A 24601-nucleotide genomic window follows, 5' to 3' on the forward strand; every position below is an offset into this window, starting at 1 on the left:
GCCGGACGCCAAACCGCCGGTCTGCCGACGGCTGCCATCACGGTAAGCATTTATGATCTGGAACACCGTAGCACATCGCTTGTAAGGGGTTTAACACATACGCGCCACCCCTTTTTGATCGTTACCCGTGACCCACTTCGCAGTGACTATTTGCATGTATTACACTTCACAAACACACGCGAACTTGTCCCTAGCAGCACCCAGAGAAAAGGAAGATCGCTGATGTCTCACGCACTTGCACCTGATGGAGCAGACGCCCGCACGAACGAATCCGTAGAGGACACCCGCTTCGCGCAGCCGGACAATCTGGAAAAGCCGGAGCGCGCAAAGCGGGAACTGAAGCGAGCGCCGCTCGGCCCGGATTCCTTGCTGTGGAAGTGGGGCTCGGACCAGCGCCTGCAGCTCCTGCGCGGCTACACCGGCGTGTTGCAGAACATGCACCCAGCAATCGGCCAGTCGCTGCTGGATCACTCCAAGTTCTTCGAAGAGCCCTTCGCACGCCTTGAGCGCTCCACCCCGCAGATTATTTACTCCATCTACGATGACGGCACCCGCGCCAAGATGATCCGCGATTACCACCACACCATCAAGGGCAAGCTCCGCAACGGCGAGCGTTACCACTCGCTGAACCCGGACGTGTACTGGTGGGCGCACGCCACCTTCGTCTGGCGCGTCATTTGGGCGCAGGAGCTCTTCGGCACCCCCTTCACCCGCGCGGAGAAGGAGCAGATCATCCAGGAGGGCGTGACGTGGTGGGACATGTACGGCATGTCCGAGCGCCCGGTGATCGACACTCTCGACGGCTACATCAAGTACTTCGAGGAGATGGAGGAAAAGGTCCTCGAGCGCAACGAAACGGTCGACTTCGCCTTGCGCACCGCCCGCGTGGAGCCGGTCAAGGCTCCGGACGGCGTGCCTGAGGCTGTGTGGAAGGTCATTTGGAAGCCACTCATGAACAGCGTCATCTGGCTGACCTACGGCACGCTGAGCGATAGACAGCGCGAGATCCTGGACCTGCCATGGACCAAGAAAGACCAGCGCCGGTTCGACCGCATCGCCAAGGCGGTGAAGAAGCTGTTCACCATCCTGCCGGAAGACAAGCGCTACATGGAGCCGGGTCGCTCCATGATGATCAAGGCAGGGATGATCGAAGGCAAGTACAAGGAACCGAAGCTTGCCGACGCGTACCACGGCCAGGGCGACAACGACGCGGACACCGCGCCCAAGGACGAACCCAAGACCGGCGCTCAGGACGGCGACGCAGACGGTCGCCGCGCCGCCGGTTGCCCCTTCTAACCGTTCTCATCCGCCCCAGGACCCCAGGCCCTGTCCCTCCACTTCGCAGGTGCCTCCGGTGCTGGGGTGTTCTTCTCGTTCAACCATTGTTACGGAGACCTCATGGCTATCACCCGCCTGAAAGAACAACCGCTCCCCGCGGACTTCCTCGACCGGCTGCAGAAGTTCACCACCAACGCGACGACCGGCTCCCTGTACACAGGCGAGCGTAAGTCGGTCACCTCCCCGTTCTTCGACGGGGAGCTTGGCTGGGTCGGTGTCGGCACCGCCGCCGACGTGGACGAGGCATTCAAGCTTGCTCGCCGCGCGCAGCCGTTGTGGGCCGCAAAGCCGGTGAAGTACCGCGCCGCTTTGCTGGAACGCTTCCACGACCTAGTCAAAGAAAACCGTGAGCTTCTCGCGGACATCGTCCAGCTTGAAACCGGCAAGGACCGCACCGCGGCGTACGACGAAGTGCTGGACGTGATGAACAACGCCCGCTACTACGCCAACATCGCCGCCGATGAGCTGGAGATGAAGGCGCGAGCGGGCGCATTTCCCCTCATCACAAAAACCGTCGAGCAGCGGGTGCCGAAGGGTATCGTCGGGCAGATCAGCCCGTGGAATTACCCGCTCGCGCTCGGCATCTCAGATGCGCTCGCGGCGCTCGTCGCGGGCAATGCCGTGATTGCCAAGCCGGACCTGAACACCCCGTTTTCCAACATCATCTCGCTGAACCTCCTACTCAACGCCGGCCTTCCGCACGACGTGTTCCAGATCGTCACAGGCACCGGCCGCGAGGTGGGCCAGGCAATCGCCCAGCAGTGCGACTACCTCATGTTCACCGGCTCCACCGCCACCGGCAAGCTTTTGGGCAAGGTTGTCGGCGAACGCCTCGTGGGCTACTCCGCGGAGCTCGGCGGCAAGAACCCGATGATCATCGCGCCAGATGCGGACATCGAAGCCCACATCGACACCATCGCCACCGCCTGCTTCTCCAACTCCGGCCAGTTGTGCGTCTCCATCGAGCGCATCTACGTGCCCGACGAGGTCTTCGACCGCTTCATCGGCGCGTTCCGCGAGGCCACCAAACGCATCAAACTGGGTTCGGGCTTGAACTGGAACTACCAGATGGGCTCGCTGATCAACCAGAACCAGTTGGAGACCGTGCAACGGTTCGTCGATGACGCCGTGGCCAAGGGCGCGACCGTCGTCACCGGCGGCACACCCCGACCGGACCTTGGGCCGTTCTTCTTCGAACCGACGGTGCTAACAGACGTGCCCGAAGGCGCCGACCTGCTCACCCAGGAGGTCTTCGGCCCCGTCGTCTACGTCCAGCGGGTGGCGGACACCGACGAGGCGATCCGCCTAACCAACAACACCAGCTACGGCCTCAACGCCTCCGTTTTCGGCGCTCCCGACACAGCCTGGGAGATCGCTGAGCAGGTGCAGGCCGGCGGCGTGACCATCAACGACGGCTACGCGGCCACCTGGGCATCCGTGTCCACCCCGCTCGGCGGCGTGAAGGAGTCGGGTGTCGCCCGCCGCCACGGGCCCGAGGGCTTGACCAAATACACCGAGGTCAAAAACATCTCCCAGCAGCGGATCATGCCGATGCGCGGCCCGAAGCAGCTGCCGCGCAAGTACTACGGCGAGCTCATGACCACTGCGCTGGATCTGGGCAAGAAGTTGCGGTTCTTGCCGTGACGTGAAACGTCGAGAAGCAAGAAAGCGGGCGCCCTCACCACGAGAGCGCCCGCTTTTCGACGATTACCTGCCGGTTTACTCGCCGTCCTCGACCGGAACCAACGAGATCTTGCCGCGGTTGTCGATGTCGCGGATCTCCACCTCGACCTTGTCGCCGACGTTGATGACGTCCTCGACGTTTTCCACGCGGGTGTTACCGCCCAGGTTGGAGATGTGAATCAGGCCGTCGGTGCCCGGCATGATGGACACGAACGCGCCGAACGCCACGGTCTTGACCACGGTGCCCAGGTAGCGCTCGCCCACCTTCGGCATCTGCGGATTGGCAATCGCGTTGATCTTCTCAATCGCGGCGTCCGCTGCCTCGCCGGAAGCGGCGGAGACGAACACCGTGCCGTCGTCCTCGATGGAGATCTCCGCGCCGGTGTCCTCGGTGATCTGGTTGATGGTCTTGCCCTTCGGGCCGATGACCTCGCCGATCTTGGCCACGGGAACCTTGACGGTGGTGATCTTCGGGGCGAGCCCGCTCATCTCGTCCGGGCCCTCGATGACCTCGGCCATGGTGTCCAGGATGGCGTCGCGGGCGTCGTGCGCCTGGTTCAGCGCGTCAGCCAGCACCTTCGACGGGATGCCGTCGAGCTTGGTGTCCAGCTGCAGCGCAGTGATGAACTCGCGGGTGCCGGCGACCTTGAAGTCCATGTCGCCGAACGCGTCCTCCGCGCCCAGGATGTCGGTCAGCGCGACGTACTCGGTCTCGCCGTTGACCTCGCCGGAGACCAGGCCCATGGCGATGCCAGCCACCGGGGCGGCCAGCGGCACGCCCGCGTTGTACAGCGACAGCGTGGAGGCGCACACCGAACCCATGGAAGTCGAGCCGTTGGAACCCAGCGCCTCGGAAACCTGGCGGATGGTGTACGGGAAGTCCTCGCGCGACGGGATCACCGGCAAAAGCGCGCGCTCGGCGAGGGCACCGTGGCCAATCTCGCGGCGCTTCGGGGAACCGACGCGGCCGGTCTCGCCGGTGGAGTACGGCGGGAAGTTGTAGTGGTGGATGTAGCGCTTGGAATCCTCCGGGTGCAAAGAATCCAGGTGCTGCTCCATCTTCAGCATGTCCAGGGTGGTCACGCCGAGAATCTGAGTCTCGCCGCGCTCGAACAGTGCGGAGCCGTGGGCGCGCGGGATGAGCTGGACCTCGACCTCAAGGTCGCGGATGTCGGTCACGCCGCGGCCGTCGATGCGGAAGCCCTCGGTGAGGATCTTCTCGCGCACGATCTGCTTCATCAGCGCGTTGTAGGCCGCGCGGATCTCCTTCGACGCTGCCGCGTGCTCCTCGCGGTCATCGTCGTCGATGTCGAAGTCGTCGAGAAGGCTGTCCTCGATGTCTTCCATGTATTCGTTGGTGGCCTCGTCGCGCTCGGCCTTGCCCTTGATGGTCAAAAGCTTGGCCAGCTTCTTGGACGCCTTCTTCTCCACGGCGTTGAAGACCTTGTCGGAGTACGCCGGGAAGAGCTGGAACTCCTTGGTCTCCTTGGCCATCTCCTCGGCCAGGCCGCGCTGGGCGCGGCACAGCGTCTCAATGAACGGCTTGGCGGCCTCGATGCCCTCGGCGACGGTGGACTCGGTCGGTGCCGGGTAGCCGGCCTCGATTTGCTTGACCACGTTCACGCCGGCGCCGGCCTCCACCATCATGATGGCGACGTCTTCCTCGGTCTTGCGGCCGCGCTTGCGCTCGACCATGCGGCCGGCGACAACCATCTCGAACAGGCAGCGCTCGTGCTGCTCGTGGTTCGGGAAGGCCACCCACTGGCCCTCCGGGTGCTTGTCGTCCGCCAGCAGCGCCATGCGCACGCCGCCGACCGGGCCGGAGACCGGCAGGCCCGACAGCTGGGTCGCAGCGGACGCGCCGTTGATTGCCACGACGTCGTAGTACTCCTCCGGGTGCTGCGAAAGCACGGTGATGACCACCTGCACCTCATTGCGCAGGCCCTTGACAAAGGTCGGGCGCAGCGGGCGGTCGATCAGGCGGCACGCCAGGATCGCCTGCGTGGAGGGGCGGCCCTCGCGGCGGAAGAAGGAGCCCGGGATCTTGCCGGCCGCATACATGCGCTCTTCCACGTCCACGGTCAGCGGGAAGAAGTCGAAGCCCTCGCGCGGCTGGTTGGATGCGGTCGTGGTGGCCAGCATCATCGTCTCGTCGTCGAGGTAGGTGGTCACGGAGCCGTCCGCCTGGCGCGCCAGCTGGCCGGTTTCAAAGCGGATGGTGCGCGAACCGAAGTCGCCGTTGTCCAGGGTGGCTACTGCCTCGGTGATGCCAAATTCCTCGTCCACGTGGACATCGAAAGCATTCTTTGGCTTGAAGTTGCTCAAAAGGATCCCTCTCCTTGAAGGTTTGTGGCGATCATCGGTGCCGCCTTGTCGTGTTTCTCATGCAACGGCCAATGATGATAACAAAAAACGCCCCACTATGCTGGTGAGGCGTTCTTTTGAGCTGAAGCTTAGCGACGCTTAGCGGCGCAGACCCAGACGACCGATCAAGTCGCGGTAGCGCTCGACGTTGTTCTCGCGCAGGTACTTCAGCAGACCGCGACGACGGCCGACGAGCAGCAGCAGGCCACGACGGGAGTGGTGGTCGTGCTGGTGGTCCTTGAGGTGCTCGGTCAGGTTGTTGATGCGCTCGGTCAGCAGCGCAACCTGAGCCTCCGGGGAACCGGTGTCGGTCTCGTGCAAGCCGTAAGCCTTGAGGATCTCAGCCTTCTTCTCAGTGGACAGCGCCATGAGGTACTCCTTGGTTGTTTCAGTTCGCGTTCTACGGAAAAAGTCTTCACTGCGCCGCAACTGCCGCGAACCACAGTCGATTGGCGCAAGACCTTGGGAGAGGTTACACGACCGGGGTCTCGCGGGCCAAACCGGTCAACCTGCGCATGAACTCCTCCAAGAAGCGATCCACGTCCACCCCCACGGCCACGCGGGCAGACTTCACCGGGTCGTTCAGGCACGTCTCGTCGCCGATGGTGCGCCCGCGCGTCTCGCCATCCGTGTCCACCTTCAAATTGATCGCCAGCGTGTCCACCAGGGAAGGATCCGCGGCCACCGCGACAGCCAGCGGGTCGTGGAGACCGCATCCGCCGAGGTGCGGTGCCGTGGTCTCGTACGCCTTGATGTAGTAGTTAGTAGCCGTGGCGAGGAAGTCTCCCCCGGCAGTGCCCAGATCTCCCCACTGCTTGGTCTCCACCGTGGTCAGCAACGTTTGCAGGGTGACATCCAGGCCGATCATGGTGATGTCCTCGCCCTGGCGGAACACAAAGTCGGCCGCCTCCGGGTCCTGGTTGATGTTCGCCTCCGCGCACGGGGTGACGTTGCCCGGCACTGTCAGCGCGCCGCCCATGCACACAATGTGCGCGCGCGAGGCGAAGGTTTCGTCGGCCTCAGCCGCGGCAGCCACCGTCGTGAGCGGCCCGACGGGCACGATAACCAGGTCGTCGCCGTACCGGTGCACAGACTGCACCATGAAATCGACGGCGGATTGCTGCTCGGCGGCACGTGAGGCGTCGTAAAGCTTCGCCTCCCCGATGCCGTTGACTCCGTGGATGAACTGGGAAATCTCCATGACCTCGAAGCCGTCGCGCTGCGGCCCGGCGAACACCGGAACGTCCGTCCTACCGAACAGTTCCAGGATGGCCAGCGAGTTTCGCACCGCCTGATCAACTTCGACATTGCCGTACGTGCACGTCACCCCGATGAGGTCCAACTCCGGCGAGGCAAGCGCGTACGCGATAGCCAACGCGTCGTCGATGCCGGTGTCCACGTCCAGAATGAGCTTTCGGGCCATTTACGCCACTCCTAAGATCTCGCGGGTCGTTTCCACGTCATGGGCCATGTTATCCAGCAACTCGTCCACCGAGTTGAACTTCACCATGTCGCGCACTTTGCCCACGAACTCCACACGCGCCATCCGGCCGTACAGGTCCGCGTCGCGGTCCAGCACGAAGGACTCCACGCTGCGCCGCGCATCCCCGAACGTGGGGTTGGTGCCCACGGAAATGGCCGCCGGGTAGCGCACGCCGGGTTGCATGTCGCCTTCGATCTCGCCGTCGTCGATGATGGTCAGCCACCCCGCATACACGCCGTCCGCGGGCACCGCCGAGGTGTCGGAGGCGTACTGGTTCGCCGTCGGGTAGCCCAGCTCCTTGCCGCCGCGGCCCGCACCGCGCTCAATCGGCGCGATGACGGAAAACGGCCGGCCCATAAAGTCGGTGGCCAAGGCGACGTCGCCGCCGGAGAGGTGGTCGCGGATGGCGGTGGAGCAAATCCGCACCTCGCCCTCGCCCAGCAGCTTGACGATGGTCACGTCCACGCCCGCCTGCTCCCCCAGCTGCGCCATGTCGGTCGCGGTGCCGGCGGCGTCGCGGCCGAAGGTGAAGTTCTCCCCCACCAGCACGTGCTTCGCACCCAGGGCGGAAACCAGCACGTCGTCCATGTACTCCGCGGGCGTCAGGCCAGCGAGTTCTTCGCGGAAGTCGATGACCAGCAGGGCGTCCACGCCGAGTTCGGCGATGTGGCGGGCGCGCTCGTCGAGAGACATCAGCGCCCGCGGCGCGCGTTCCGGGGCGAAAATGGTCACGGGGTGCGGGTCGAAGGTCATCACCACGCACGGCACGCCGAGCTCACGAGCGGTGCTCACCGCTTTGGAAATGAGCAGCTGATGGCCGCGGTGCACCCCATCGAACACACCGATAGTGACCACCGTGCCGGTTTCCGCGAAGGAATCCGGCACGCTCGCAAGCCCGCGCAGAATATCCACGGGGACTTAGCGTACGGCATACTTCGGAAGCATGAACGATCCCCTCGCAACCTCCGGAATCGTCGTCGTGGACAAGCCCGCCGGCATGACCAGCCACGACGTTGTCGCACGCCTGCGCCGCTTTTTCGGCACTCGCAAGGTCGGCCACGCGGGCACGCTCGACCCCATGGCAACCGGCGTGCTGGTGGCGGGCATCGAGCGCGGCACAAAGCTGCTGGCCCATCTTGTGGCGGAGGACAAGGTGTACGAAACCACCATCCGCCTGGGCGCCTCGACGACGACGGATGATGCCGAGGGCGAGATCGTCGACAAGCATGATGCCTCTGGGGTGACCGATGCGGCGATCCGCGCCGAGGTGGCGAAGCTGACCGGCACGATCATGCAGGTGCCGTCGAAGGTGTCCGCGATCAAGATCGGCGGGCGGCGCGCGCACGAGCTGGTGCGCGCCGGCGAGGAGGTGGACATCCCCGCCCGCGAGGTAACCATCCACACGTTTGAGTTGGGCAAGATCCGCCGCGACGGCGAGTTCGTGGACGTTGACGCGCGCGTGCACTGCTCCTCCGGCACCTACATCCGCTCACTCGGGCGCGACCTCGGCGCCGCCTTAGGCGTCGGGGGGCATTTGATTGCCTTACGACGCTCACGCGTCGGCTCCTTCTCCCTCACCGACGCACGCACCCTCGAGCAGCTCGAGGACTCCGCCGAGCTGTCCCTGAGCCTGGACGAGGTCTTGACGCGGGCGTGGCCGGTGCTCGACGTGACTGCCGAGGAATACGACGCCCTGGCCATGGGCAAATGGCTGGAGCCGCGCGGGCTGGAAGGCGTCCACGCGGCGGTGGGCCCGGACGGGCGCGCGGTAGCGCTGGTGAAGGAGAAAGGCAAGCGGCTGGCAACGGTGTTCGTGGCGCGCCCGTCGACGTTGTAGACGGTGTTGGTTGCGCTGCGGTCGCCGTCGCCGCGCCCGCGCTACCGCACGTAGGTGGCCGTGACCACGTAGCCGCAGCGCTCGACCCAGCGGCCCTCGAACAGCGGCACCGGGGCGGGGCGGGCCAACAGCTGGGAGGTGAACGTCCCGTCGGTGCGCAGCTCGATTTCGGCTTCGTCAAAGTCCAGCCAGCGCCGGGTCATCGGGTACCAGCACTTGTAGGTGGCTTCCTTCGCGCAAAACAGGAGGCGGTCCGCCCACGGGTAGCCGTCGGCCTGCAGCCGCTGCACCATCGCGATTTCGGTTGCGCTGGCGATGGAGTGCAGCACCCCCTCCGGGAGCGGCTCGGCGGGTTCCGCGTCCAAGCCCATGGAGTGCACGTGCCGGGTGGACGCAGCCACGGCGGCGCGCAGCCCGTCGGTATGCGTGAGCGAGCCGGTGAAACCCTCCGGCCACAGCGGCATGCCCCGCTCCCCCCGCAGGATGGCGCCGGCCGATTCCACGCCGAGTTCGCGCAGCGCCTGGTGGGCGCACCAGCGGGCGTCGCCGAACTCGCCTTTGCGCAGGTCCACGGCGGCGCTGACCTCGTTGCGCTCGTCGGGGTGCAGGTGCTCGTAGCGGGTCAGGTCCACGGCGTCGGATGCGTCGTCGGTCAGGTAGAACACGCAGCGTGCCTCGGCAGGGAACAGCGCAACGTCTTGCATCACTGCTCAACCTCCATGACCGGGTACGGGAACGGCTGCGCGGACGGGTGACGCTCCCATTCGCGCGGATAGCCGAGAGACGCTTCGATGTGCTCGATTCCGTCGACAGTTGTCACCCCCGGCATGTGCAGGTGACCGTACACGACGGCTTGCGCGTTGTAGCGCTGGGCCCAGGTTCGCGTGTGCCGAGTGCCGCACCACAGGGCAATGTCAGACCACTGCATGCGCTGCACCGGTTCCTGCACCAAGGGCCAGTGGTTGATCAGGATCGTCGGGCCATTGATGCGGGACAGCCGTTTGGTGGTGTAGGCTAGGCGGTCCCAGCACCAGGCGCGGATGTCCACAAAGGGGGCGATGGCGACCTCGTCGGTCATCACCACGTTGTTCTCGTGGGCCGCGGCGAGGGCCTCCTCCACGGTCAGGTCGCGGGCGCGGAACGAGTAGTCGTAGAGGGTGAACAGCGGGCAGACGGTCACTCCGCCGAAGACCGGGTAGCGGTCCTCCGGGGTGATCACGCCGATCGAGCGCATGGCCTGCACCAGCATCGTGTACTTCTCGCGCCCGCGGTGCCTGTCCGCGGAACGGCAGAACAGCTCGTGGTTGCCCGGCACCCACACCACCGTGTCGAAGCGGTTGGCAAGATCTTCCATCACCTGGACGATCAGCTCCGGGCGCTCGGCTACGTCACCCGCGACAATGAGCCAGTCCGACGGGTCGGCCGGCTGGATGGCATCGATTTTCGGGCCGTTGCGCTTCACCGCCGCATGCAGGTCGCTTACGGCCCAGAGCGTGGTGGTCATTCCTCATTCTTACCATCCACGCCAGACACGGCCCACCGCATTGAGCGGAATCTCCACGCCACGCCAATCAACCGCGCCACAACCTGGCCCAGCTGCCCGACCCAGATGCCGGTAAGCCCCCAGCCGAACGCCCCGGAGGCCAGGATGAACGGCAGCGCCACCCCCAACAGCGAAAACAGTGTGAGGTTGCGCAGAAACGCTGCGTCGGCGGCGCCGAGCAGCACGCCGTCGAGGGCGAAGACCGCCCCGCCGACCAAGATCATCCCGATGAGCAGGAACCAGGGAACCCGCAGCGTGTCGACGACCTCCGGGTCCGACGTAAACAGAGTCTGAATCGGCACAGCGAACACCGCGAACACGGCGGACAGCGCCACCGCGAAGATCATGGAGTACTTCAGCGACTGCACCCCCACGGCGCGGGCCTCCTTCGCTCCCCCGCGGCCCAGCGCGGAACCGGTCAGTGTCTGCGCCGCAATCGCCAACGAATCCAACACGAGCGTGAGGAAATTCCACAGCTGCAGCATGAGCTGGTGCGCCGCCAGCGCCACCACCCCGATCCGGCCTGCCACCGACGCGGCCGCGAGGAGCGAGACCTGGAACGACAGCGAGCGCAAAATCAGGTCCCGGCCCAGCACGAGCTGGCGTTTGATCACGCCCCAACGCGGCGCCCAGCTACCGCCGTACCTGCCGTTCTCGCGCACCAGCACGGCCACGAACAGCGTTGCGGTGATCCCCATGCCGATCACGTTGGAGACCGCCGAGCCGATCAGCCCGTAGCGCCCCACCAGGATCGGCAGCAAAATCGCGCCGGGGATCAGCCCGCACAGCGTCAGATAAAACGGCAGTTTCGTGTTTTGCACGCCGCGCATCCAGCCGTTTCCGGCCATGATCATCAGTGTCATCGGCACCGCAAAAACGGCCACGCGCATCCACTGGGCCGCCCGCACACTCGTGTCGTAGTCGCTGGCGAGCGCTTGGGCGAGAGGCTGCGCGAACAGCCCCACAATGAGCGCCAGCAGCGTGCCGACGCCTAAAGCAACCCACGTGGCCTGCACCCCCTCCGCCACAGCCTTGTCTCGCTGGCCGGCGCCGAAGAAGCGCGAGCTGCGCGCAGTGGTGCCGTAGGACAAAAACGTCAGCTGGGTGGTCACCGTGGACTGAATCGCCGCACCCGCCGCAAGTGCCGCGAGCTCGGCGGTGCCCAGCCGGCCCACCACCGCGGTATCCAACAGCAGGTACAGCGGATTGGCGGCCAGGACACCGAGCGCGGGCAGGGCGAGCATGAGGATCTCGCGGCCCATTGAACGTTGTGTTGCTGGTTGCGAGTTAGTCATCGGGCTCCGGGAACGCGTCGAGAAGCTGGCGAATGACCTCTTTGCGGGTACCGGTGGCGGAGTAGCCGGCGGCAGCCCAGTGGCCGCCGCCGCCCAGCTGTTGCGCGACGGCGGAGACATCCACCACCACCGAGCGCAGCGACATCGCCCAGTATTTCGGCGCCTGCTCCTTGAGCACAACGCCGACATCGGTGCCTTCCAGCGAGCGGGAGTAGTCGATGATCGACTCCACCGCCGTCTGGCTCATGCGCGAGTGGATGCCGACGGGAATCGTCAGCACCGCCACCGACAGACCCTTCGTGGGCACGATCTGGGTCTTGGCCAGCACCTCGCCCATCAGCTGCAAGTCCACAGGGCCCATCGTGTCCATCAGGTCGAGGGCAATCTGGCGGGTGTTCAGCCCGTACTCCATCAGCTCGGCGGCGAATACGTGCATGCGCGGTGTGCCCCAGCGGAAGCTGCCCGTGTCCGTGACTAGGCCGGCGTACAGGCAGTAGGCGATGTCCGGGTCCAAGTCCACGCCGAGGCAGCCCAGCAGCTCGCGGACCATCACAGTGGTGGATTCGCTCTCCACAATCAGGTTCATCCCGCCGAAGCCGGGGTTGGTGTTGTGGTGGTCGATCACGATGACCCGCGAGGGGTCCTCCAAAATCGCCGGCATGAGTGAGCCGGTGCGGTCGGCGGAGGCGCAGTCCACGGTGACCACGAGCCCGTCGTCAGGCAGCGGTGCCGCATAGTGGATGCGGTCCACGCCCGGGATGGTGCGCATGTTCGCCGAGTGCGGCAGAGGCTGGCCGATGTAGACCTGCACGTCCTTGCCCAGCTTCTCCAGCCCGAACGCCAGCGCGCACGCGGAGCCGATCGCGTCCGCGTCCGGCTTGATATGCGCGACCACCGAGATCTTCTCGGCTGCGCGCACACGGGAGGCGGCGGCCTCAAACTGCGCCGCCGCCTCCGGAATGTATACCGGTGCCTGCTTAGACATCGTCACCTGTGCGCTTGTAGGGGTCGCTCTCACCCGCCGGCTTCGCGTTCGCGCGCAGCTTCGCCAGCTCCTCGTCGCGGGCGCGGGCGCGGTTCAGCAGCTCCTCCATGTGGGCGGACGACTCAGGCACAGTGTCGCGCTCAAAGGCGATCGTCGGGGTGAAGCGCACGCTGAGCTGGTCGCCCACGATCTTGCGGATCTGCCCGCGGGCGCGGTGCAGCGCCTCTGCCGCCTGGTCGTAGTCGGGCTCGTCGTTGATGTCGCGTCCGCGCACGGTGTAGTACACGGTTGCATCATGCAGGTCGCCGGTGACGCGGGTGTCGGTGACGGTGACCAGCTCCAAGCGGGGATCTTTCACCTCTCGCTCGATGGCGGAAGCGACGATCGTCTGAATCTGCTTTGCCAGGCGCTGCGCGCGTGGGTTGTCAGCCATGCTCAACTCCTTTGTCCGAAACTTTCAATAGTGTAACCCCCGCCCTGCGCGGGTTCGCGCGGAGCGGGGGTTGGCGTCGTAAAGCAATTGCTTTGCGACGGTTGTCACGCGGCAGTGCTAGTCGCGCGGCACCTCGACCATCTCGTAGGTCTGGATGATGTCGCCCACCTGGATGTCCGGGTAGGACAGCACCATGCCGCACTCGTAGCCCTTCGCCACCTCGTTGGCGTCGTCCTTCTCGCGGCGCAGCGACTCGATGGTCGCGTCCGGGGTGATGACGTTGCCGTCGCGGACCAGGCGCAGCTTCGCGCCGCGCTTGACCTTGCCCTCGGTAACCATGCAGCCGGCGATGAGGCCGACAGAGGAGGCCTTGAAGATCTGGCGGATCTCCGCCTCGCCCAGATCGCGCTCCTCGTAGATGGGCTTGAGCATGCCCTTGAGCGCGTTCTCCACGTCCTCGATGGCCTGGTAGATCACCGAGTAGTAGCGAATCTCCACGCCCTCGGCGTTGGCCTCCTCGGTGGCCTTGCCGTCGGCGCGGACGTTGAAGCCGATGATGACAGCGTCCGACGCCGCCGCGAGGGAGACGTTGGTCTGGGTCACGGCGCCGACGCCGCGGTCGATGATGTTGACCTCGACCTCGTCGTCGATCTCGATCTTGAGCAGCGCCTCTTCCAGGGCCTCCACCGAACCGGCGTTGTCGCCCTTGAGGATGAGGTTGAGCTGGCTCGTCTCCTTGAGCGCCTGATCCAGGTTCTCCAGGGAGACGCGCTTCTTGCTGCGCGCCTGGATCGCCGCACGGTGGCGGGCGTCGCGCTGCGCCGCAATCTGGCGCGCCACGCGGTCGTCGTCCACCACGAGCAGGTTGTCGCCCGGGCCCGGGACACCGTTGAGGCCCTGGACCTGCACCGGGCGGGACGGGCCCGCCTCTTCGACGTCGTTGCCCCACTCGTCGACCATGCGGCGCACGCGGCCGAAGTTGCCGCCGACGACGATGGAGTCGCCGACGCGCAGCGTGCCGCGCTGCACGATGACGGTGGACACCGGGCCGCGTCCGCGGTCCAGGTGGGACTCGATGGCCACACCCTGGGCGTCCATGTCCGGGTTCGCCGTCAGCTCGAGCGCCGCGTCGGCGGTGAGCAGGACGGCCTCCAGCAGGTCGTCGATGCCGGTGCCCTGCTTCGCGGAGATGTCGATGAACATGGTGTCGCCGCCGTACTCCTCCGGCACGAGGCCGTACTCGGTGAGCTGGCCACGGATCTTGTCCGGCTGCGCCTCCGGCTTATCCACCTTGTTCACGGCGACCACGATCGGCAGCTCGGCCGCCTTGGCGTGGTTGATCGCCTCGACGGTCTGCGGCATCACGCCGTCATCCGCCGCCACGACCAAAATGGCCAGGTCGGTGGACTTCGCACCGCGGGCACGCATGGCGGTGAACGCCTCGTGGCCCGGGGTGTCCAGGAACGTGATCTTGCGCGGCTGGTCCTCGAGGGTGACCTCGGTCTGGTACGCGCCGATGCCCTGGGTAATACCGCCGGCCTCGCCGCGGCCCACATTGGCGTTGCGGATCGAGTCCAAAAGACGGGTCTTACCGTGGTCGACGTGGCCCATGACGGAGACCACTGGCGGGCGCTGCTCCAGCGCCTCTTCGCCGCCTTCGTCCTCGCCGAACTGCAGGTCGAAGGACTCGAGCAGCTCGCGGTCCTCGTCCTCCGGCGAGACGATCTGCACCTCGTAGTTGATCTCGGCGCCGAGCAGCTGCAGCGTGTCCTCGGACACGGACTGCGTCGCCGTCACCATCTCGCCGAGGTTAAACAGCGCCTGCACGAGCGAAGACGCATCGGTGTTGATCTTCTCCGCCAAGTCAGACAGGGTCGCACCCTGACGCAGGCGGACGGTCTTGCCGCCGCCGTCAGGCAGACGAACGCCACCGATGACGTTCGGCTTGTGCATCTCCTCGTACTCGGCCCTCTTCTGGCCCTTGGACTTGCGGCGCTTGCCCGGTGCACCACCGGGACGGCCAAATGCACCAGCGGTGCCGCCGCGGCGTCCGCCGCGACCGCGGAAACCGCCGCCGCCCGGTCCGCCGAAGCGGGGACCGCCCGGTCCGCCACCACGGCCACGGCCACCGCCGCCACCACGGCCGCGACCGCCTGGAGCGGCCGCCTTGGACGGCATCTGTGTCGGGGACGGACCTGCCGGCATATCAGCCGGGGACGGACGAGAGCCGCCACCCTGACGAGCGCCGCCGGGACGCGGACCACCCTGGCCGGGACGGCCGCCACCCGAACGCCCGCCACCCGGACGCGGCGGACGCTGGCCACCGCCGGTGTTGGAAGAGAACGGGTTGTTTGCCACACGCGGACGGCCCGGCTTCGGCACCGGACGCGGCATCGCGCCCGGCGTCGGAGCGCCGCCCTTCGCGGCCGGCTTCGGCGCGCCAGGCTTCGCGGCACCGGGCTTCGCGGCACCGGGCTTTGCTGCGCCCGGCTTCGGCGCACCAGGCTTCGCGGCACCCGGCTTCGGCGCACCGGGCTTCGCGGCACCCGGCTTCGGCGCACCGGGCTTTGCTGCGCCCGGCTTCGGTGCCGGCTCGCCGCCCGCTGGCTTCGCTGCGCCCGGCTTCGGGGCGCCCGGAACCGGCTTCGCCGTAGCCGGCTTGCTCTCCGCCGGCTTGGCTGGCTTCTCGCCCGCCGGCTTCGGGGAGGCAGGCTTCGGCGCCGCAGCCTTCGCGCGGTTCTGGCCCGGCTTCTTCAGCGGCGGCTTCTTCGGCGCAGACTCAGCCTTCTTCGTGTCGGCAGCATCATCGCCGCCGGCCTGCTTGGCGTAGTGCGCCTTCATCTTCTTCACGACGGGCGGCTCGATTGTCGACGACGCCGTCTTCACAAACTCACCCTGCTCCTTGAGCGTGGCGAGCAGTTCCTTACTTGTTACGCCGAGCTGTTTGGCCAACTCGTGAACGCGTAGCTTTCCGGACACGTATCTCCTCTTCGTTGTTGCTAGGAGCAGTGCCCTTCCGGCTACTTGCCCCTAGACGTGGTCAGTGACATTCATCGCTGATGCTGCTTCATGGTTGCGTACTCATCAGTGTTCAGTCTTTCCTTTTTCGTCTGGGTCTTTTACTTCGTCGCAGTTGCTTTGCGACGACGCAAGGTACGTACGTACATGACCTAGGTCCACCGCAGTGGACAGACGGAGCGCCCGCCCGAAGGCACGGCGTTGTTCCGCCAGCTCGACCGCGTCCAACGAGGGCGTGATCCACGCTCCCCGGCCAGGAAGTTTCCTGCCCGGGTCTGCGAGCACCCGCCCTGGCACGTCCGGATCGGCGACGACCCGCAGCAGCTGGGTATCGGGCTGCGCGGTGCGGGTGGCGATGCAGGTTCGGGTGCGGATCGGCTGCTTGCGGGCAACACCCATCCGCGTCCCGTCCTTTCTCGCGTTTTATCGTCGCCGCACCTGAACGTGCGGACACAAAAGCCGTATAACACTGTACGCCAAAACCCGCTGGATCTATATTTCCAGCGGGTTTCCTGGTTACAGCGGTGTTATTTACTCGGCCGCGTCAGCGTCGGAGCGGATGTCGATCTTCCAGCCCGTCAGACGAGCCGCGAGCCGGGCATTCTGGCCTTCCTTGCCGATGGCCAGCGACAGCTGGTAATCCGGCACAGTCACGCGGGCCGCCTGCGCCTCAAGGTCCAGCACCTCGACGGAAACCACCTTCGACGGGGCCAGGGAGTTGCCCACGTACTTGGCGGGGTCCTCGTCCCAGTCGATGATGTCGATCTTCTCGCCTCCGAGTTCGGACATGATGTTGGTGACGCGCGCGCCGCGCGGGCCGATGCAGGCGCCCTTGGCGTTGACGCCCTTGACGGTGGCGCGCACCGCCACCTTGGAGCGGTGGCCAGCCTCGCGGGCGATACCGACGATTTCCACGGAGCCGTCTGCGACCTCCGGCACTTCGAGCGCGAACAAGCCGCGCACCAGCTCCGGGTGGGTGCGCGACAGGTTCACCTGCACGCGCTTGTCGCCCTTGTTCACGCCCACGACGTACGCCTTGATGCGGTCGCCGTGCTTGAGCTTTTCGCCCGGGATCTTCTCCGCCGGCAGCAGGATGCCGTCCTGCGGGTCCGCCTCGGTGCCCAGCTGGACGATGTTCAGGCCGCGGGCCTCCGCCTGCGCGTCACGCTGCACGATGCCCGAGACCACCTGGCCCTCGAACCCGGAGTACTCGTCGTAGACGCGGCCGGCTTCCGCCTGGCGCAGACGGCCCTTGATGGCGTCGCGCACAGCGACGGAGCCGATGCGGGAAAAGTTCACCGGAGTGTCGTCGTACTCGGAGACGACCTCCCCCTCGCCGTCCAGCTCGCTGACGATGACGGCGACGTCGCCGGTTTCAGTGTCGATGTCGACGCGCGCCTTGGTGCCGTCATCCCCCTTGGCACCGGCGTCCCCCTCCTTGAACTCGCGGTAGGAAAACAGCAGCGCATTCGCGATGGTCGCCAGCAAATCCTCCATGGCGATCCCCTGCTGTTCCTCGATCGCCTTCAGCGCGTTCAAGTCAATATTCACTTGTTTTCCTTCCTCACCGTTGCAGCGGCATCAAGATCTTCAAACGCCCGATCCGCCAGCTCCATCTCGGCTGCCGGCGGGGCATTGAACTCAATTTCTACCACTGCTCCCGACAATTCAGAAACTGGCGAAACGCGAACCTCCTCCCCCTTTTTCGTCGCACGCACCAGCGCCACCTTGTTCTCCTCCGCGTCGAGCGGGCCCACGCGCCACTGCTCCCCGCCCACCTTGACCTTGCGTCCACGGTTGCGGCGGAAGTGCCGCGCCTCGGTCAACGGCAGGTCCACGCCCGGGGTGGTCAGCTCCAGGGTGTAGCCCGCGCCGAAGCTGACCTCACCACGTTCCTCGGCGTCGTCGAAAAGCGTAGAGAGCTCCTTGGACACCTCCTCGAGGTCATCGAGTGTCGGATGCTCGTCCGAATCCAGAGCGATGACCACCTGCGACTTCTTGCCCGCCTTGACCGTGCGGATCTTCTCAATGTCCATGCCGTAGGTGCGCGCAACCGGTTCAACCATGCGCTCGATTACCTCGTTCGTGGGAAAAGCCATGCCGACCAACCTAGCGTGTAACGTGCAGCGCGTGAAGAAACTCCTCCTGCTGCCCGCCGCCGCGCTTTTGCTCACCAGCTGCACCGTGATGGACGTCGTGGGTCCACGCGCGAACGGCGAGATCATGGCGCTGGCCAAGCAGGCCTCCGCCGACTGGGTTTTCGGGGACCCCGCACGGGAACAGTGGCGCGAGATGCGCCAGAAGCAGAGCGAGGAGCTGAAAGAGGAAGCGCTTCGTTTGTGCGGCCTGGACGCGCAGGGGCAAACGCCTGCCTCGTGCGACGTCAGCTACGGCGACACCGACCTGCCCGCCGAAGGTAATGCGTCTGCGGTGCTCGAGCACACCGTCGCCGCCGCCGACAAGGTGCCGGAAGAGTCCGTGGACCTCATCGTCGCCCAGGCTATCGACGCACTCACGCTCTCCCCCGTCAACCTCGAGCCCGTCACCGAGACAGTGTCGAACGCCGCGGATACGGAAGCTGCCCGCGACATGCTCGCGCGGGAAAACGCCGTCTACTACGGGCTCGGTCTCGCGCTCGCCTACGCCGATTCCGATCTGCGCGAGCGCGTCGGCGAGCTGCGCGAGGCCTCCCACGAACGCACCGCGGCACTGACCCGCGTGCTGGATATCGCCGACGGCGAGTCTCTGGTTCCGGCCGCCGGATACGAGTTCGCCGAGGGCTACACCGAGCCCGCGAATGCAGAAGAGGCCGCTCAGCTGGTCAAGACCATGCAGAGCGACCTGGTCGCGCAGTGGCGCTACGCCGCCGCCCACGCGGAGTCGGCGACGTGGCGCGGAGACGCCATCAGGCTGGCCGCCCACGCCCAGCGGGTCTAGCCGAGGCGCTCGGCGACGAGCTCCTGCACCTTTGCCACGATCTCGTCGGCCGGGACCTCCAGCGTCTCGCCGCCGCGGATGCGCAGCTCCACGATGCCGTCGGCGAACGCGCGGCCGAGGATGACGATGAACGGCATGCCCAACAGCTCGGCGTCCTTGAACTTTACGCCCGGGGAGACCTTTGGTCGGTCGTCGAAAAGCACTTCGAGCCCGGCGTCGGACAGCTCGGCTGCGATGCGGTCGCCCGCCTCGAGAGCTGCGGCGTCCTTGTTCGCCACCGCGACGTGCACCTGGAACGGGGCGATCTCCACCGGCCAGACCAGGCCCTTGTCGTCGTGGCGCTGCTCCGCGATCACCGCGAGCATGCGGGAGATGCCGATGCCGTAGGAGCCCATTGTGGGCACGGCGCGCTTGCCGTTTTCGTCCAGGATCTGCACGTCCATGGCCTCGGTGTACTTGCGGCCGAGCTGGAAGATGTGGCCCAGCTCGATGCCGCGAGCGAGTTCGACGGTGCCGTTGCCGGACGGCGACGGGTCGCCGGCCTTAATCTCGGCGGCCTCGATGAAGCCGTCGACGGTGAAGTCGCGGCCGGCGACCAGGCCCACCACGTGCTTCTGCGGGGCGTCCGCGCCGGTGATCCAGGCGGTGCCGTCCACCACGCGGGGGTCCGCCAGCACGCGCACGCCGTTGGCCGCGAGCGCGCGGGGGCCGACGTAGCCCTTGACCAAAAAGTCGTTCTTGGCAAAGTCCTCGTCGCTGGCCAGCTCGAACGTGGCGGGCTCAAGCGATGCCTCGAGGCGCTTCTCGTCCAGCTCGCGGTCGCCGGGGATGAGCACGCCGACCAGCTGCGGGCCGACCGGCTCGCCGTCCTCATCTACCTGACGCGGGTCGTTGACCTTCACCATCATGCATTTGAGGGTGTCGGCGGCTTCGGCGGAGCGGCCGTCGATAAGCACGCCAGCCCCCTGCGCCCACTCCACGAGCGCCGCGATGGTTTCGGACGCAGGCGTGTCGTGCTCGACCGCCTCCGGCAGCCCCTCAAACGGGCGCGGCTCGGGCGCGACGGTGGTCACTGCCTCGACGTTCGCCGCGTAGTCGCCCGCGGTGGAGACGACGAAGGTGTCCTCGCCGTTGTCCGAGTACGCCAAAAACTCCTCGGACGCGGAGCCGCCCATGGCGCCGGAGGTGGCCTTGCAGATCTCGTAGCGCAATCCCACGCGGTCGAAAATGCGCTGGTAAGCCGCGCGGTGGTTGGCGTAGGACTGGTCCAGCCCCTCATCCGACATGTCGAAGGAGTAGCTGTCCTTCATCACAAACTCGCGCCCGCGCAGAATGCCGGCACGCGGACGCGCCTCGTCGCGGTACTTGGTCTGGATCTGGTACAGCGTGACCGGGAAGTCCTTGTAGGAGGAGTACAGGTCCTTCACCGCGGTGGTGAACATCTCCTCGTGCGTGGGGCCAAGCAGCATGTCCGCGCCCTTGCGGTCCTTCAAGCGGAACAGGTCGTCGCCGTACTCCGCCCAGCGGTTGGTGGCCTCGTACGGCTCGCGCGGCAGCAGCGCCGGGAAGAGCAGTTCCTGGCCGCCCATGGCGTCCATCTCCTCGCGGACCACGCCCTCGATCTTGCGCAGCGCGCGCAGGCCCAGCGGCAGCCAGGAGTACACGCCCGGCGCGGCGCGGCGCACATAGCCTGCGCGCACCAGCAGCTTGTGGCTGGGCACCTCGGCATCGGCGGGATCTTCGCGCAGCGTGCGCAGGAACAGCGTGGACAGGCGTGTAATCATGGTTTGGAAGTTTACCGCTAGGGTTTTGCGCATGCTGATCGTGCTCCCGCCTTCTGAAACCAAAGCCCCCGGCGGCACCGACGCGTCCATGTCGCTGTCGTTTCCCTCCCTCGACGCCGTACGCACATCGCTTATCGACGTCCTCACGGCCACCGACGTGGACACCCAAATGCGCGAGTTGAAAATCCCTGCCGGAAAGCGCTTGGAGGCCGAGGAGAATCTAGCGTTGCGCACGGCGCCGGTGATGCCGGCGATCGAGCGCTACACGGGCGTGCTTTACGACGCCCTCGACGCTCCGTCCCTGCCCGATGAGGCCCTGGCGCGCCTGGCCGTGGGCTCCGCGCTGTTCGGGGTGGCGCGCGCAGGCGACCTGATCCCCCGCTACCGGGTTTCCGGCGGCTCCAAGGTGGACGGGAAAACGATGAAGGCGTGGTGGGGCTCGCTGGTCAGTGATGTGCTCGCGGAGGAGGGGTTCGTGGTGGACATGCGCTCCGGCGCCTACCAGCAGCTCGGGCCGGTGCCGGGAGCGCTGACGGTGCGCGTGGAGCAGGCCGACACGGGCAAGGTGGTCAGCCACTTCAACAAGCAGTACAAGGGCGAGCTGGCCCGCGCGCTGGCGCCTCACGACGCCACGTCCGCCGAAGATGTCGCCGACATCGCTTCCGCCGCCGGGTTCGACGTTTCGGTCGACGGCACACTGCTCACAATGCGTGTGTAGGTTGAGCTCCATGCCATCCCAGTACCGTCGCTACGCCCTGGCCGCGCTGATCTACGCCGCCGGGTTCGCCTACATCCTGCTGCGCTGGGATGCGATCCCCGACCCTGTGACGGTGCACATCGGCCCCACCGGCGAGGCGGACGGCTTCGCGCCGAAGACGCTGCTCAGCACGACCCTGCCGATGATCATCGGCATCGCGGTAACGCTGATCCTGCCGCTGTTTCTGCCGCCGAGATCGCTTGCCCGGCACACCGTCGACGTCCCGGCCGACGGCGCGTTGCCGTTTTCGGAGACGGTGGCCCGGCGCGTCGAGAAGCTTTGCGACGCCTCCGCAGACATCGTCTCCAAAATAATCCTCGCGATGGCCGCACTGTTCGCGGTGATGAACATCTCCATGGTGGTGCCGGACGTGAAACTGCCGTTCTGGCTGGAGATTGTGCTCTGGATCGGCTTCATCATCTATGTGGTGGTGATCGGCATGCGCGTGACCTCAAAAAAGGACGGGATCGAACCGGACGCGGACGAACAGGCCCGCAACGAGCAGTTGCGCTACCAGGGCGGCATGGGCACCTATTCGGCGCCGAACGACCCTATGGTCGCCGCGGTGCTGCCGTCGAACCCGGGCAAGATCGCGGTGAACACCGCCCACGCGCCGGGCAAGCGCTACTTGCGGCGGGTGGTGGTCGGCATAGCTTTGATCCCCATAGTGTGCGTAGCGCTGTCTTTTGCGGTTTAGCAATTTATCGGTTTATCGGCCGGATCGAATTTATCGGTTTATCGGTTGCACCCCTTTTACCTGCGCTAACTCGCCGCCTTCTCAACCATCTCCGCTAACGCGAGAAGCCGGCGCACATCTGCCACAAACTCATCTTCTCTGAACAACAAATCGACCGGCGATGGGCGCAGTAGCTTGACGCCGGCCTTCAGCAGGTTCTTTTCGCGGCGGCGTTCTTTCCGCAGCGTCTCGTCGGTGGGTTTGAACGTCACTCCGTCGTATTTGTAGTCGCCGTCTATCTCCGTCACGAACATCCCGCGGCGAAGATCCACCTCATAGCCGGCAAACATGCCGTTGACGATCCAGTGCTCCGCCACCCGCTCAATCAGAATCGCTCTTCCGTACGACTCGAACGGCGAGCGCGAGTTGTCCACCGCGAACCTCACTACTTTCCGCAGCGTGTCAATGCCTCGCACCCTGCCCAGCTTCTCCATCTCGGCCTCGACCGTGTCTCTGTCCGCGTAGAACTTCAGTATCCAGTCCATGGCGACGAGCCCCTCCCGGAAACCATGTCGCAGCGCGATTTCGAACGCCGTGGTCAGTTCATCCGTGGCACGCAGTGTGTCGAAGCGCCGGATTGTCGCTGGCCGCTTCCTTGCCCGGTGATAGACCGTGTTCGCCGGCTGCTGCTTCTTCGGCGGCGCTTTGCCGTTTGGCAGAAGTAGCTCCACTGGCTCGTTGACCTCGGTCGTCACCACCCACATATCCAACGCCCTTGCAGCTGATCGCCCGGCCAGTGCTGCTTTCCTGGCGGCTTTCCCCGCAGCGATGGCCTGGATCCACCGCCTCTCATAGAACGCGAGCCCCGAGAAGTCGGCCCGCGACATGCAGTGCTTCGATGACAGGATCACTGCACCTGCGTTGTCGTTGACGTTATCCCGATGGCGTAGTTTGCGCACAATCTCTGCTTGTCTCCCCCGATCCATGCCGCGATACTGACAGAGGTTCACGCAAAATGGAAGGGCTCTTGCTCATCTGTGGATAACTCGCCGCCATCGTTATCCACAGTTCAGGTACTTGGGAACCTCTCTGTACAAAAGACGATATCGGCATTTACCGTCCCGACCCGACCGCGACCAGGGCTTTTACCGCCGCGTCAGCCCTAAATGCCGATATCGTCGTTAACACCGCCCCCTGGCCCCCGCCCCACAGGTACCGTCGCACCCATGACCGCCTCCTCCACCATCGACACCGCCCGCGCCCTTATCGCCGACGCCTCCCACATCGAGGTCTTCACCGGCGCCGGCATGAGCGCCGACAGCGGCATCGCCACTTACCGCGACGCCCAGACCGGCCTGTGGGAGAACGTGGACCCGCAGGACATGGCGTCCATCGACGCGTGGCACGACGACCCGGACACCATGTTCGCCTGGTACCTCTGGCGCGCCCACCTCGCGCAGCAGGCGGAGCCGAACGCGGGCCACGCCGCCGTCGCCAAGTCGCAGAAGACAACGGTGACCACGCAAAACATCGACAACCTCCACGAGCGCGCAGGCAGCAAGGAGGTCGTCCATCTGCACGGCTCGCTGTTCGACTTTCGCTGTACGCTTTGCGACGAAAGCTTCGCCCAGCCCATCGATCTCCCCAAAGAACCCGTGGCAGCAATTACTCCCCCGGCTTGCCCAGAATGCGGAGGCCCAGTGCGCCCCGGCGTGGTCTGGTTCGGCGAGGCACTGCCTGAAGCCGAGTGGAAGGAAGCGGAGCGCCGCATGCGCACCGCCGACGCGCTGGTGATCGTGGGCACCTCCGGGGTGGTCTACCCCGCCGCCGGCCTGCCGCTGATGGCGCACGCCCGCGAGATCCCCATCATCGAGATCACCCCGATGCGCACGGACCTATCGCACCTGGCCGACGTGGTCATCGAGGACACCGCCGCCAACGCGCTGCCCGCTCTTCTGGGCTAGTAGTGATAGCGGGCCTGCAGTATCACTAGGTCTCCATCCGCAAGCATGTAAACCAATCGGTGTTCTTGAGTTATACGCCTCGACCAAGCACCATCCGCGCCATACTTCAACGGTTCAGGCTTACCAATCCCCTCGAAGGGATCTCGCAACACGTCGCGGAGAAGCTGGTTCACCCGCTTCAGCATCTTCCTATCAGTGGTTTGCCAATAGAGGTAGTCGCTCCACGCATCGGCAGTCCAAACGAGGCGCATTACTCATCCAGATCGAGATCATGCTCAACGAACTTGCCGTTGAGGGCATCCTCATAGGACCGAGTCAACCTGCGCCTGTTCTCCCGCGATTTAAACAGGTAAGCGGTCTCTACCCATGACTCATAATCTTCTGCTGCCATGAGCACGGCATTGCCATTGCGCGACACAATTTCAACCGCGTCGCGGTCGTTGTTCACACGCTCGATGAGCGGATATAAGGTCCGGCGAGCTTCCGATGCACTGATGGACATTT

General features: G+C 65.7%; 24 protein-coding genes. 7 read left to right on the forward strand and 17 right to left on the reverse strand.

The features are described 5' to 3' along the window. The first annotated feature begins 222 nt into the window (after positions 1-222). Positions 223-1296, forward strand: coding sequence for an oxygenase MpaB family protein (locus tag ACX1NL_RS07390; RefSeq protein WP_458897769.1), 1074 nt, complete (start codon positions 223-225; stop codon positions 1294-1296). Between the two features lie 102 nt (positions 1297-1398). Then, on the forward strand, positions 1399-2982 hold the full coding sequence (locus tag ACX1NL_RS07395; RefSeq protein ID WP_458897770.1) for a succinic semialdehyde dehydrogenase: 1584 nt from the start codon (positions 1399-1401) through the stop codon (positions 2980-2982). A 75-nt stretch (positions 2983-3057) separates the two neighbouring features. On the opposite strand, the gene ACX1NL_RS07400 is transcribed toward ACX1NL_RS07395, so the two are convergent. The 4 genes from ACX1NL_RS07400 to ACX1NL_RS07415 all read right to left on the reverse strand — a co-directional run bounded on the left by ACX1NL_RS07400 (position 3058) and on the right by ACX1NL_RS07415 (position 7780). Continuing rightward, positions 3058-5346, reverse strand: a complete 2289-nt coding sequence (locus ACX1NL_RS07400; protein WP_239306775.1) for a polyribonucleotide nucleotidyltransferase — start codon at positions 5344-5346, stop codon at positions 3058-3060. A gap of 138 nt (positions 5347-5484) precedes the next feature. Further along, positions 5485-5754, reverse strand: a complete 270-nt coding sequence (gene rpsO, locus ACX1NL_RS07405; RefSeq protein ID WP_070474158.1) for a 30S ribosomal protein S15 — start codon at positions 5752-5754, stop codon at positions 5485-5487. Positions 5755-5857: 103 nt separating this feature from the next. Continuing rightward, positions 5858-6808, reverse strand: a complete 951-nt coding sequence (locus ACX1NL_RS07410; RefSeq protein WP_239356882.1) for a nucleoside hydrolase — start codon at positions 6806-6808, stop codon at positions 5858-5860. After that, on the reverse strand, positions 6809-7780 hold the full coding sequence (locus tag ACX1NL_RS07415) for a bifunctional riboflavin kinase/FAD synthetase (protein WP_458897771.1): 972 nt from the start codon (positions 7778-7780) through the stop codon (positions 6809-6811). Between the two features lie 31 nt (positions 7781-7811). On the opposite strand from ACX1NL_RS07415, the gene truB reads away from it, so the two are divergent. After that, positions 7812-8705 carry a tRNA pseudouridine(55) synthase TruB gene (gene truB / locus ACX1NL_RS07420; RefSeq protein WP_458897772.1) on the forward strand — a complete coding sequence of 298 codons (894 nt, stop codon included), beginning with the start codon at positions 7812-7814 and terminating at the stop codon, positions 8703-8705. Between the two features lie 41 nt (positions 8706-8746). Here the strand turns inward: truB and ACX1NL_RS07425 are convergent, their stop codons facing one another. The 9 genes from ACX1NL_RS07425 to rimP all read right to left on the reverse strand — a co-directional run bounded on the left by ACX1NL_RS07425 (position 8747) and on the right by rimP (position 18078). Beyond that, on the reverse strand, positions 8747-9409 hold the full coding sequence (locus ACX1NL_RS07425) for a 4'-phosphopantetheinyl transferase family protein (RefSeq protein ID WP_458898924.1): 663 nt from the start codon (positions 9407-9409) through the stop codon (positions 8747-8749). Continuing rightward, positions 9409-10209 (reverse strand): metallophosphoesterase family protein, encoded by an 801-nt coding sequence (locus ACX1NL_RS07430; protein ID WP_301613726.1) that lies wholly within the window; start codon positions 10207-10209, stop codon positions 9409-9411. Before ACX1NL_RS07430 ends, ACX1NL_RS07425 begins: the two co-directional genes overlap by 1 nt. Next, on the reverse strand, positions 10206-11543 hold the full coding sequence (locus ACX1NL_RS07435) for an MATE family efflux transporter (protein ID WP_458897773.1): 1338 nt from the start codon (positions 11541-11543) through the stop codon (positions 10206-10208). The genes ACX1NL_RS07430 and ACX1NL_RS07435 overlap by 4 nt, the downstream gene beginning before the upstream one ends. Next, entirely contained in the window at positions 11536-12528 is a 993-nt protein-coding gene (locus tag ACX1NL_RS07440) for a DHH family phosphoesterase (RefSeq protein WP_448237923.1), read from the reverse strand. Before ACX1NL_RS07440 ends, ACX1NL_RS07435 begins: the two co-directional genes overlap by 8 nt. Next, positions 12521-12961 carry a 30S ribosome-binding factor RbfA gene (gene rbfA, locus ACX1NL_RS07445; protein WP_181888627.1) on the reverse strand — a complete coding sequence of 147 codons (441 nt, stop codon included), beginning with the start codon at positions 12959-12961 and terminating at the stop codon, positions 12521-12523. Before rbfA ends, ACX1NL_RS07440 begins: the two co-directional genes overlap by 8 nt. Before the next feature lie 117 nt (positions 12962-13078). Next, the gene (gene infB / locus ACX1NL_RS07450; RefSeq protein ID WP_458897774.1) at positions 13079-15940 is read right to left on the reverse strand and encodes a translation initiation factor IF-2; all 2862 of its coding nucleotides are present in this window, start codon (positions 15938-15940) and stop codon (positions 13079-13081) included. Between the two features lie 105 nt (positions 15941-16045). Further along, the gene (locus ACX1NL_RS07455; protein WP_181888629.1) at positions 16046-16378 is read right to left on the reverse strand and encodes a YlxR family protein; all 333 of its coding nucleotides are present in this window, start codon (positions 16376-16378) and stop codon (positions 16046-16048) included. A gap of 132 nt (positions 16379-16510) precedes the next feature. After that, on the reverse strand, positions 16511-17530 hold the full coding sequence (gene nusA / locus ACX1NL_RS07460; protein ID WP_181888630.1) for a transcription termination factor NusA: 1020 nt from the start codon (positions 17528-17530) through the stop codon (positions 16511-16513). Then, positions 17527-18078, reverse strand: coding sequence for a ribosome maturation factor RimP (gene rimP / locus ACX1NL_RS07465; protein WP_181888631.1), 552 nt, complete (start codon positions 18076-18078; stop codon positions 17527-17529). The genes nusA and rimP overlap by 4 nt, the downstream gene beginning before the upstream one ends. A gap of 31 nt (positions 18079-18109) precedes the next feature. On the opposite strand from rimP, the gene ACX1NL_RS07470 reads away from it, so the two are divergent. Next, on the forward strand, positions 18110-18916 hold the full coding sequence (locus ACX1NL_RS07470) for a DUF4439 domain-containing protein (RefSeq protein ID WP_458897775.1): 807 nt from the start codon (positions 18110-18112) through the stop codon (positions 18914-18916). Here ACX1NL_RS07470 and ACX1NL_RS07475 read toward each other — a convergent pair. After that, positions 18913-20700, reverse strand: coding sequence for a proline--tRNA ligase (locus ACX1NL_RS07475; RefSeq protein WP_181888632.1), 1788 nt, complete (start codon positions 20698-20700; stop codon positions 18913-18915). The two genes, ACX1NL_RS07470 and ACX1NL_RS07475, sit on opposite strands and share 4 nt — an antisense overlap. Before the next feature lie 31 nt (positions 20701-20731). Here ACX1NL_RS07475 and ACX1NL_RS07480 point away from each other — a divergent pair, with 31 nt between their 5' ends. Together ACX1NL_RS07480 and ACX1NL_RS07485 are read left to right on the forward strand one after the other, a co-directional pair. Continuing rightward, positions 20732-21418, forward strand: coding sequence for a YaaA family protein (locus ACX1NL_RS07480; protein ID WP_458897776.1), 687 nt, complete (start codon positions 20732-20734; stop codon positions 21416-21418). Positions 21419-21428: 10 nt separating this feature from the next. Beyond that, positions 21429-22154, forward strand: coding sequence for a DUF1648 domain-containing protein (locus ACX1NL_RS07485; protein WP_181888634.1), 726 nt, complete (start codon positions 21429-21431; stop codon positions 22152-22154). 65 nt (positions 22155-22219) lie between these two features. Here ACX1NL_RS07485 and ACX1NL_RS07490 read toward each other — a convergent pair whose 3' ends face one another. Beyond that, positions 22220-23092, reverse strand: coding sequence for a hypothetical protein (locus tag ACX1NL_RS07490; protein ID WP_181888635.1), 873 nt, complete (start codon positions 23090-23092; stop codon positions 22220-22222). Positions 23093-23359: 267 nt separating this feature from the next. Here ACX1NL_RS07490 and ACX1NL_RS07495 point away from each other — a divergent pair, with 267 nt between their 5' ends. Next, a complete protein-coding gene (locus ACX1NL_RS07495; RefSeq protein ID WP_458897777.1) occupies positions 23360-24097 on the forward strand; it encodes an NAD-dependent deacylase in 738 nt (245 codons plus the stop codon). On the opposite strand, the gene ACX1NL_RS07500 is transcribed toward ACX1NL_RS07495, so the two are convergent. Further along, positions 24094-24348, reverse strand: a complete 255-nt coding sequence (locus ACX1NL_RS07500; RefSeq protein WP_181888637.1) for a Txe/YoeB family addiction module toxin — start codon at positions 24346-24348, stop codon at positions 24094-24096. The two genes, ACX1NL_RS07495 and ACX1NL_RS07500, sit on opposite strands and share 4 nt — an antisense overlap. Further along, a complete protein-coding gene (locus ACX1NL_RS07505; RefSeq protein WP_181888638.1) occupies positions 24348-24599 on the reverse strand; it encodes a type II toxin-antitoxin system Phd/YefM family antitoxin in 252 nt (83 codons plus the stop codon). Before ACX1NL_RS07505 ends, ACX1NL_RS07500 begins: the two co-directional genes overlap by 1 nt. Positions 24600-24601: the final 2 nt, after the last annotated feature.

The organism is Corynebacterium sp. CQ3829_602738, assembly GCF_054478435.1.

What these genes read in the sequence shown, in the direction of transcription:
- ACX1NL_RS07425 (WP_458898924.1), bottom strand. Translation starts at nt 9,409, where the DNA reads ATGCAAGACGTTGCGCTGTTCCCTGCCGAGGCACGCTGCGTGTTCTAC.
- ACX1NL_RS07455 (WP_181888629.1), bottom strand. Translation starts at nt 16,378, where the DNA reads ATGGGTGTTGCCCGCAAGCAGCCGATCCGCACCCGAACCTGCATCGCC.
- ACX1NL_RS07410 (WP_239356882.1), bottom strand. Translation starts at nt 6,808, where the DNA reads ATGGCCCGAAAGCTCATTCTGGACGTGGACACCGGCATCGACGACGCG.
- ACX1NL_RS07480 (WP_458897776.1), top strand. Translation starts at nt 20,732, where the DNA reads ATGCTGATCGTGCTCCCGCCTTCTGAAACCAAAGCCCCCGGCGGCACC.
- ACX1NL_RS07440 (WP_448237923.1), bottom strand. Translation starts at nt 12,528, where the DNA reads ATGTCTAAGCAGGCACCGGTATACATTCCGGAGGCGGCGGCGCAGTTT.
- ACX1NL_RS07485 (WP_181888634.1), top strand. Translation starts at nt 21,429, where the DNA reads ATGCCATCCCAGTACCGTCGCTACGCCCTGGCCGCGCTGATCTACGCC.
- ACX1NL_RS07430 (WP_301613726.1), bottom strand. Translation starts at nt 10,209, where the DNA reads ATGACCACCACGCTCTGGGCCGTAAGCGACCTGCATGCGGCGGTGAAG.
- rimP (WP_181888631.1), bottom strand. Translation starts at nt 18,078, where the DNA reads ATGGCTTTTCCCACGAACGAGGTAATCGAGCGCATGGTTGAACCGGTT.
- truB (WP_458897772.1), top strand. Translation starts at nt 7,812, where the DNA reads ATGAACGATCCCCTCGCAACCTCCGGAATCGTCGTCGTGGACAAGCCC.
- rpsO (WP_070474158.1), bottom strand. Translation starts at nt 5,754, where the DNA reads ATGGCGCTGTCCACTGAGAAGAAGGCTGAGATCCTCAAGGCTTACGGC.
- ACX1NL_RS07495 (WP_458897777.1), top strand. Translation starts at nt 23,360, where the DNA reads ATGACCGCCTCCTCCACCATCGACACCGCCCGCGCCCTTATCGCCGAC.
- ACX1NL_RS07500 (WP_181888637.1), bottom strand. Translation starts at nt 24,348, where the DNA reads ATGCGCCTCGTTTGGACTGCCGATGCGTGGAGCGACTACCTCTATTGG.
- ACX1NL_RS07435 (WP_458897773.1), bottom strand. Translation starts at nt 11,543, where the DNA reads ATGACTAACTCGCAACCAGCAACACAACGTTCAATGGGCCGCGAGATC.
- ACX1NL_RS07475 (WP_181888632.1), bottom strand. Translation starts at nt 20,700, where the DNA reads ATGATTACACGCCTGTCCACGCTGTTCCTGCGCACGCTGCGCGAAGAT.
- ACX1NL_RS07395 (WP_458897770.1), top strand. Translation starts at nt 1,399, where the DNA reads ATGGCTATCACCCGCCTGAAAGAACAACCGCTCCCCGCGGACTTCCTC.
- rbfA (WP_181888627.1), bottom strand. Translation starts at nt 12,961, where the DNA reads ATGGCTGACAACCCACGCGCGCAGCGCCTGGCAAAGCAGATTCAGACG.
- ACX1NL_RS07505 (WP_181888638.1), bottom strand. Translation starts at nt 24,599, where the DNA reads ATGTCCATCAGTGCATCGGAAGCTCGCCGGACCTTATATCCGCTCATC.
- ACX1NL_RS07390 (WP_458897769.1), top strand. Translation starts at nt 223, where the DNA reads ATGTCTCACGCACTTGCACCTGATGGAGCAGACGCCCGCACGAACGAA.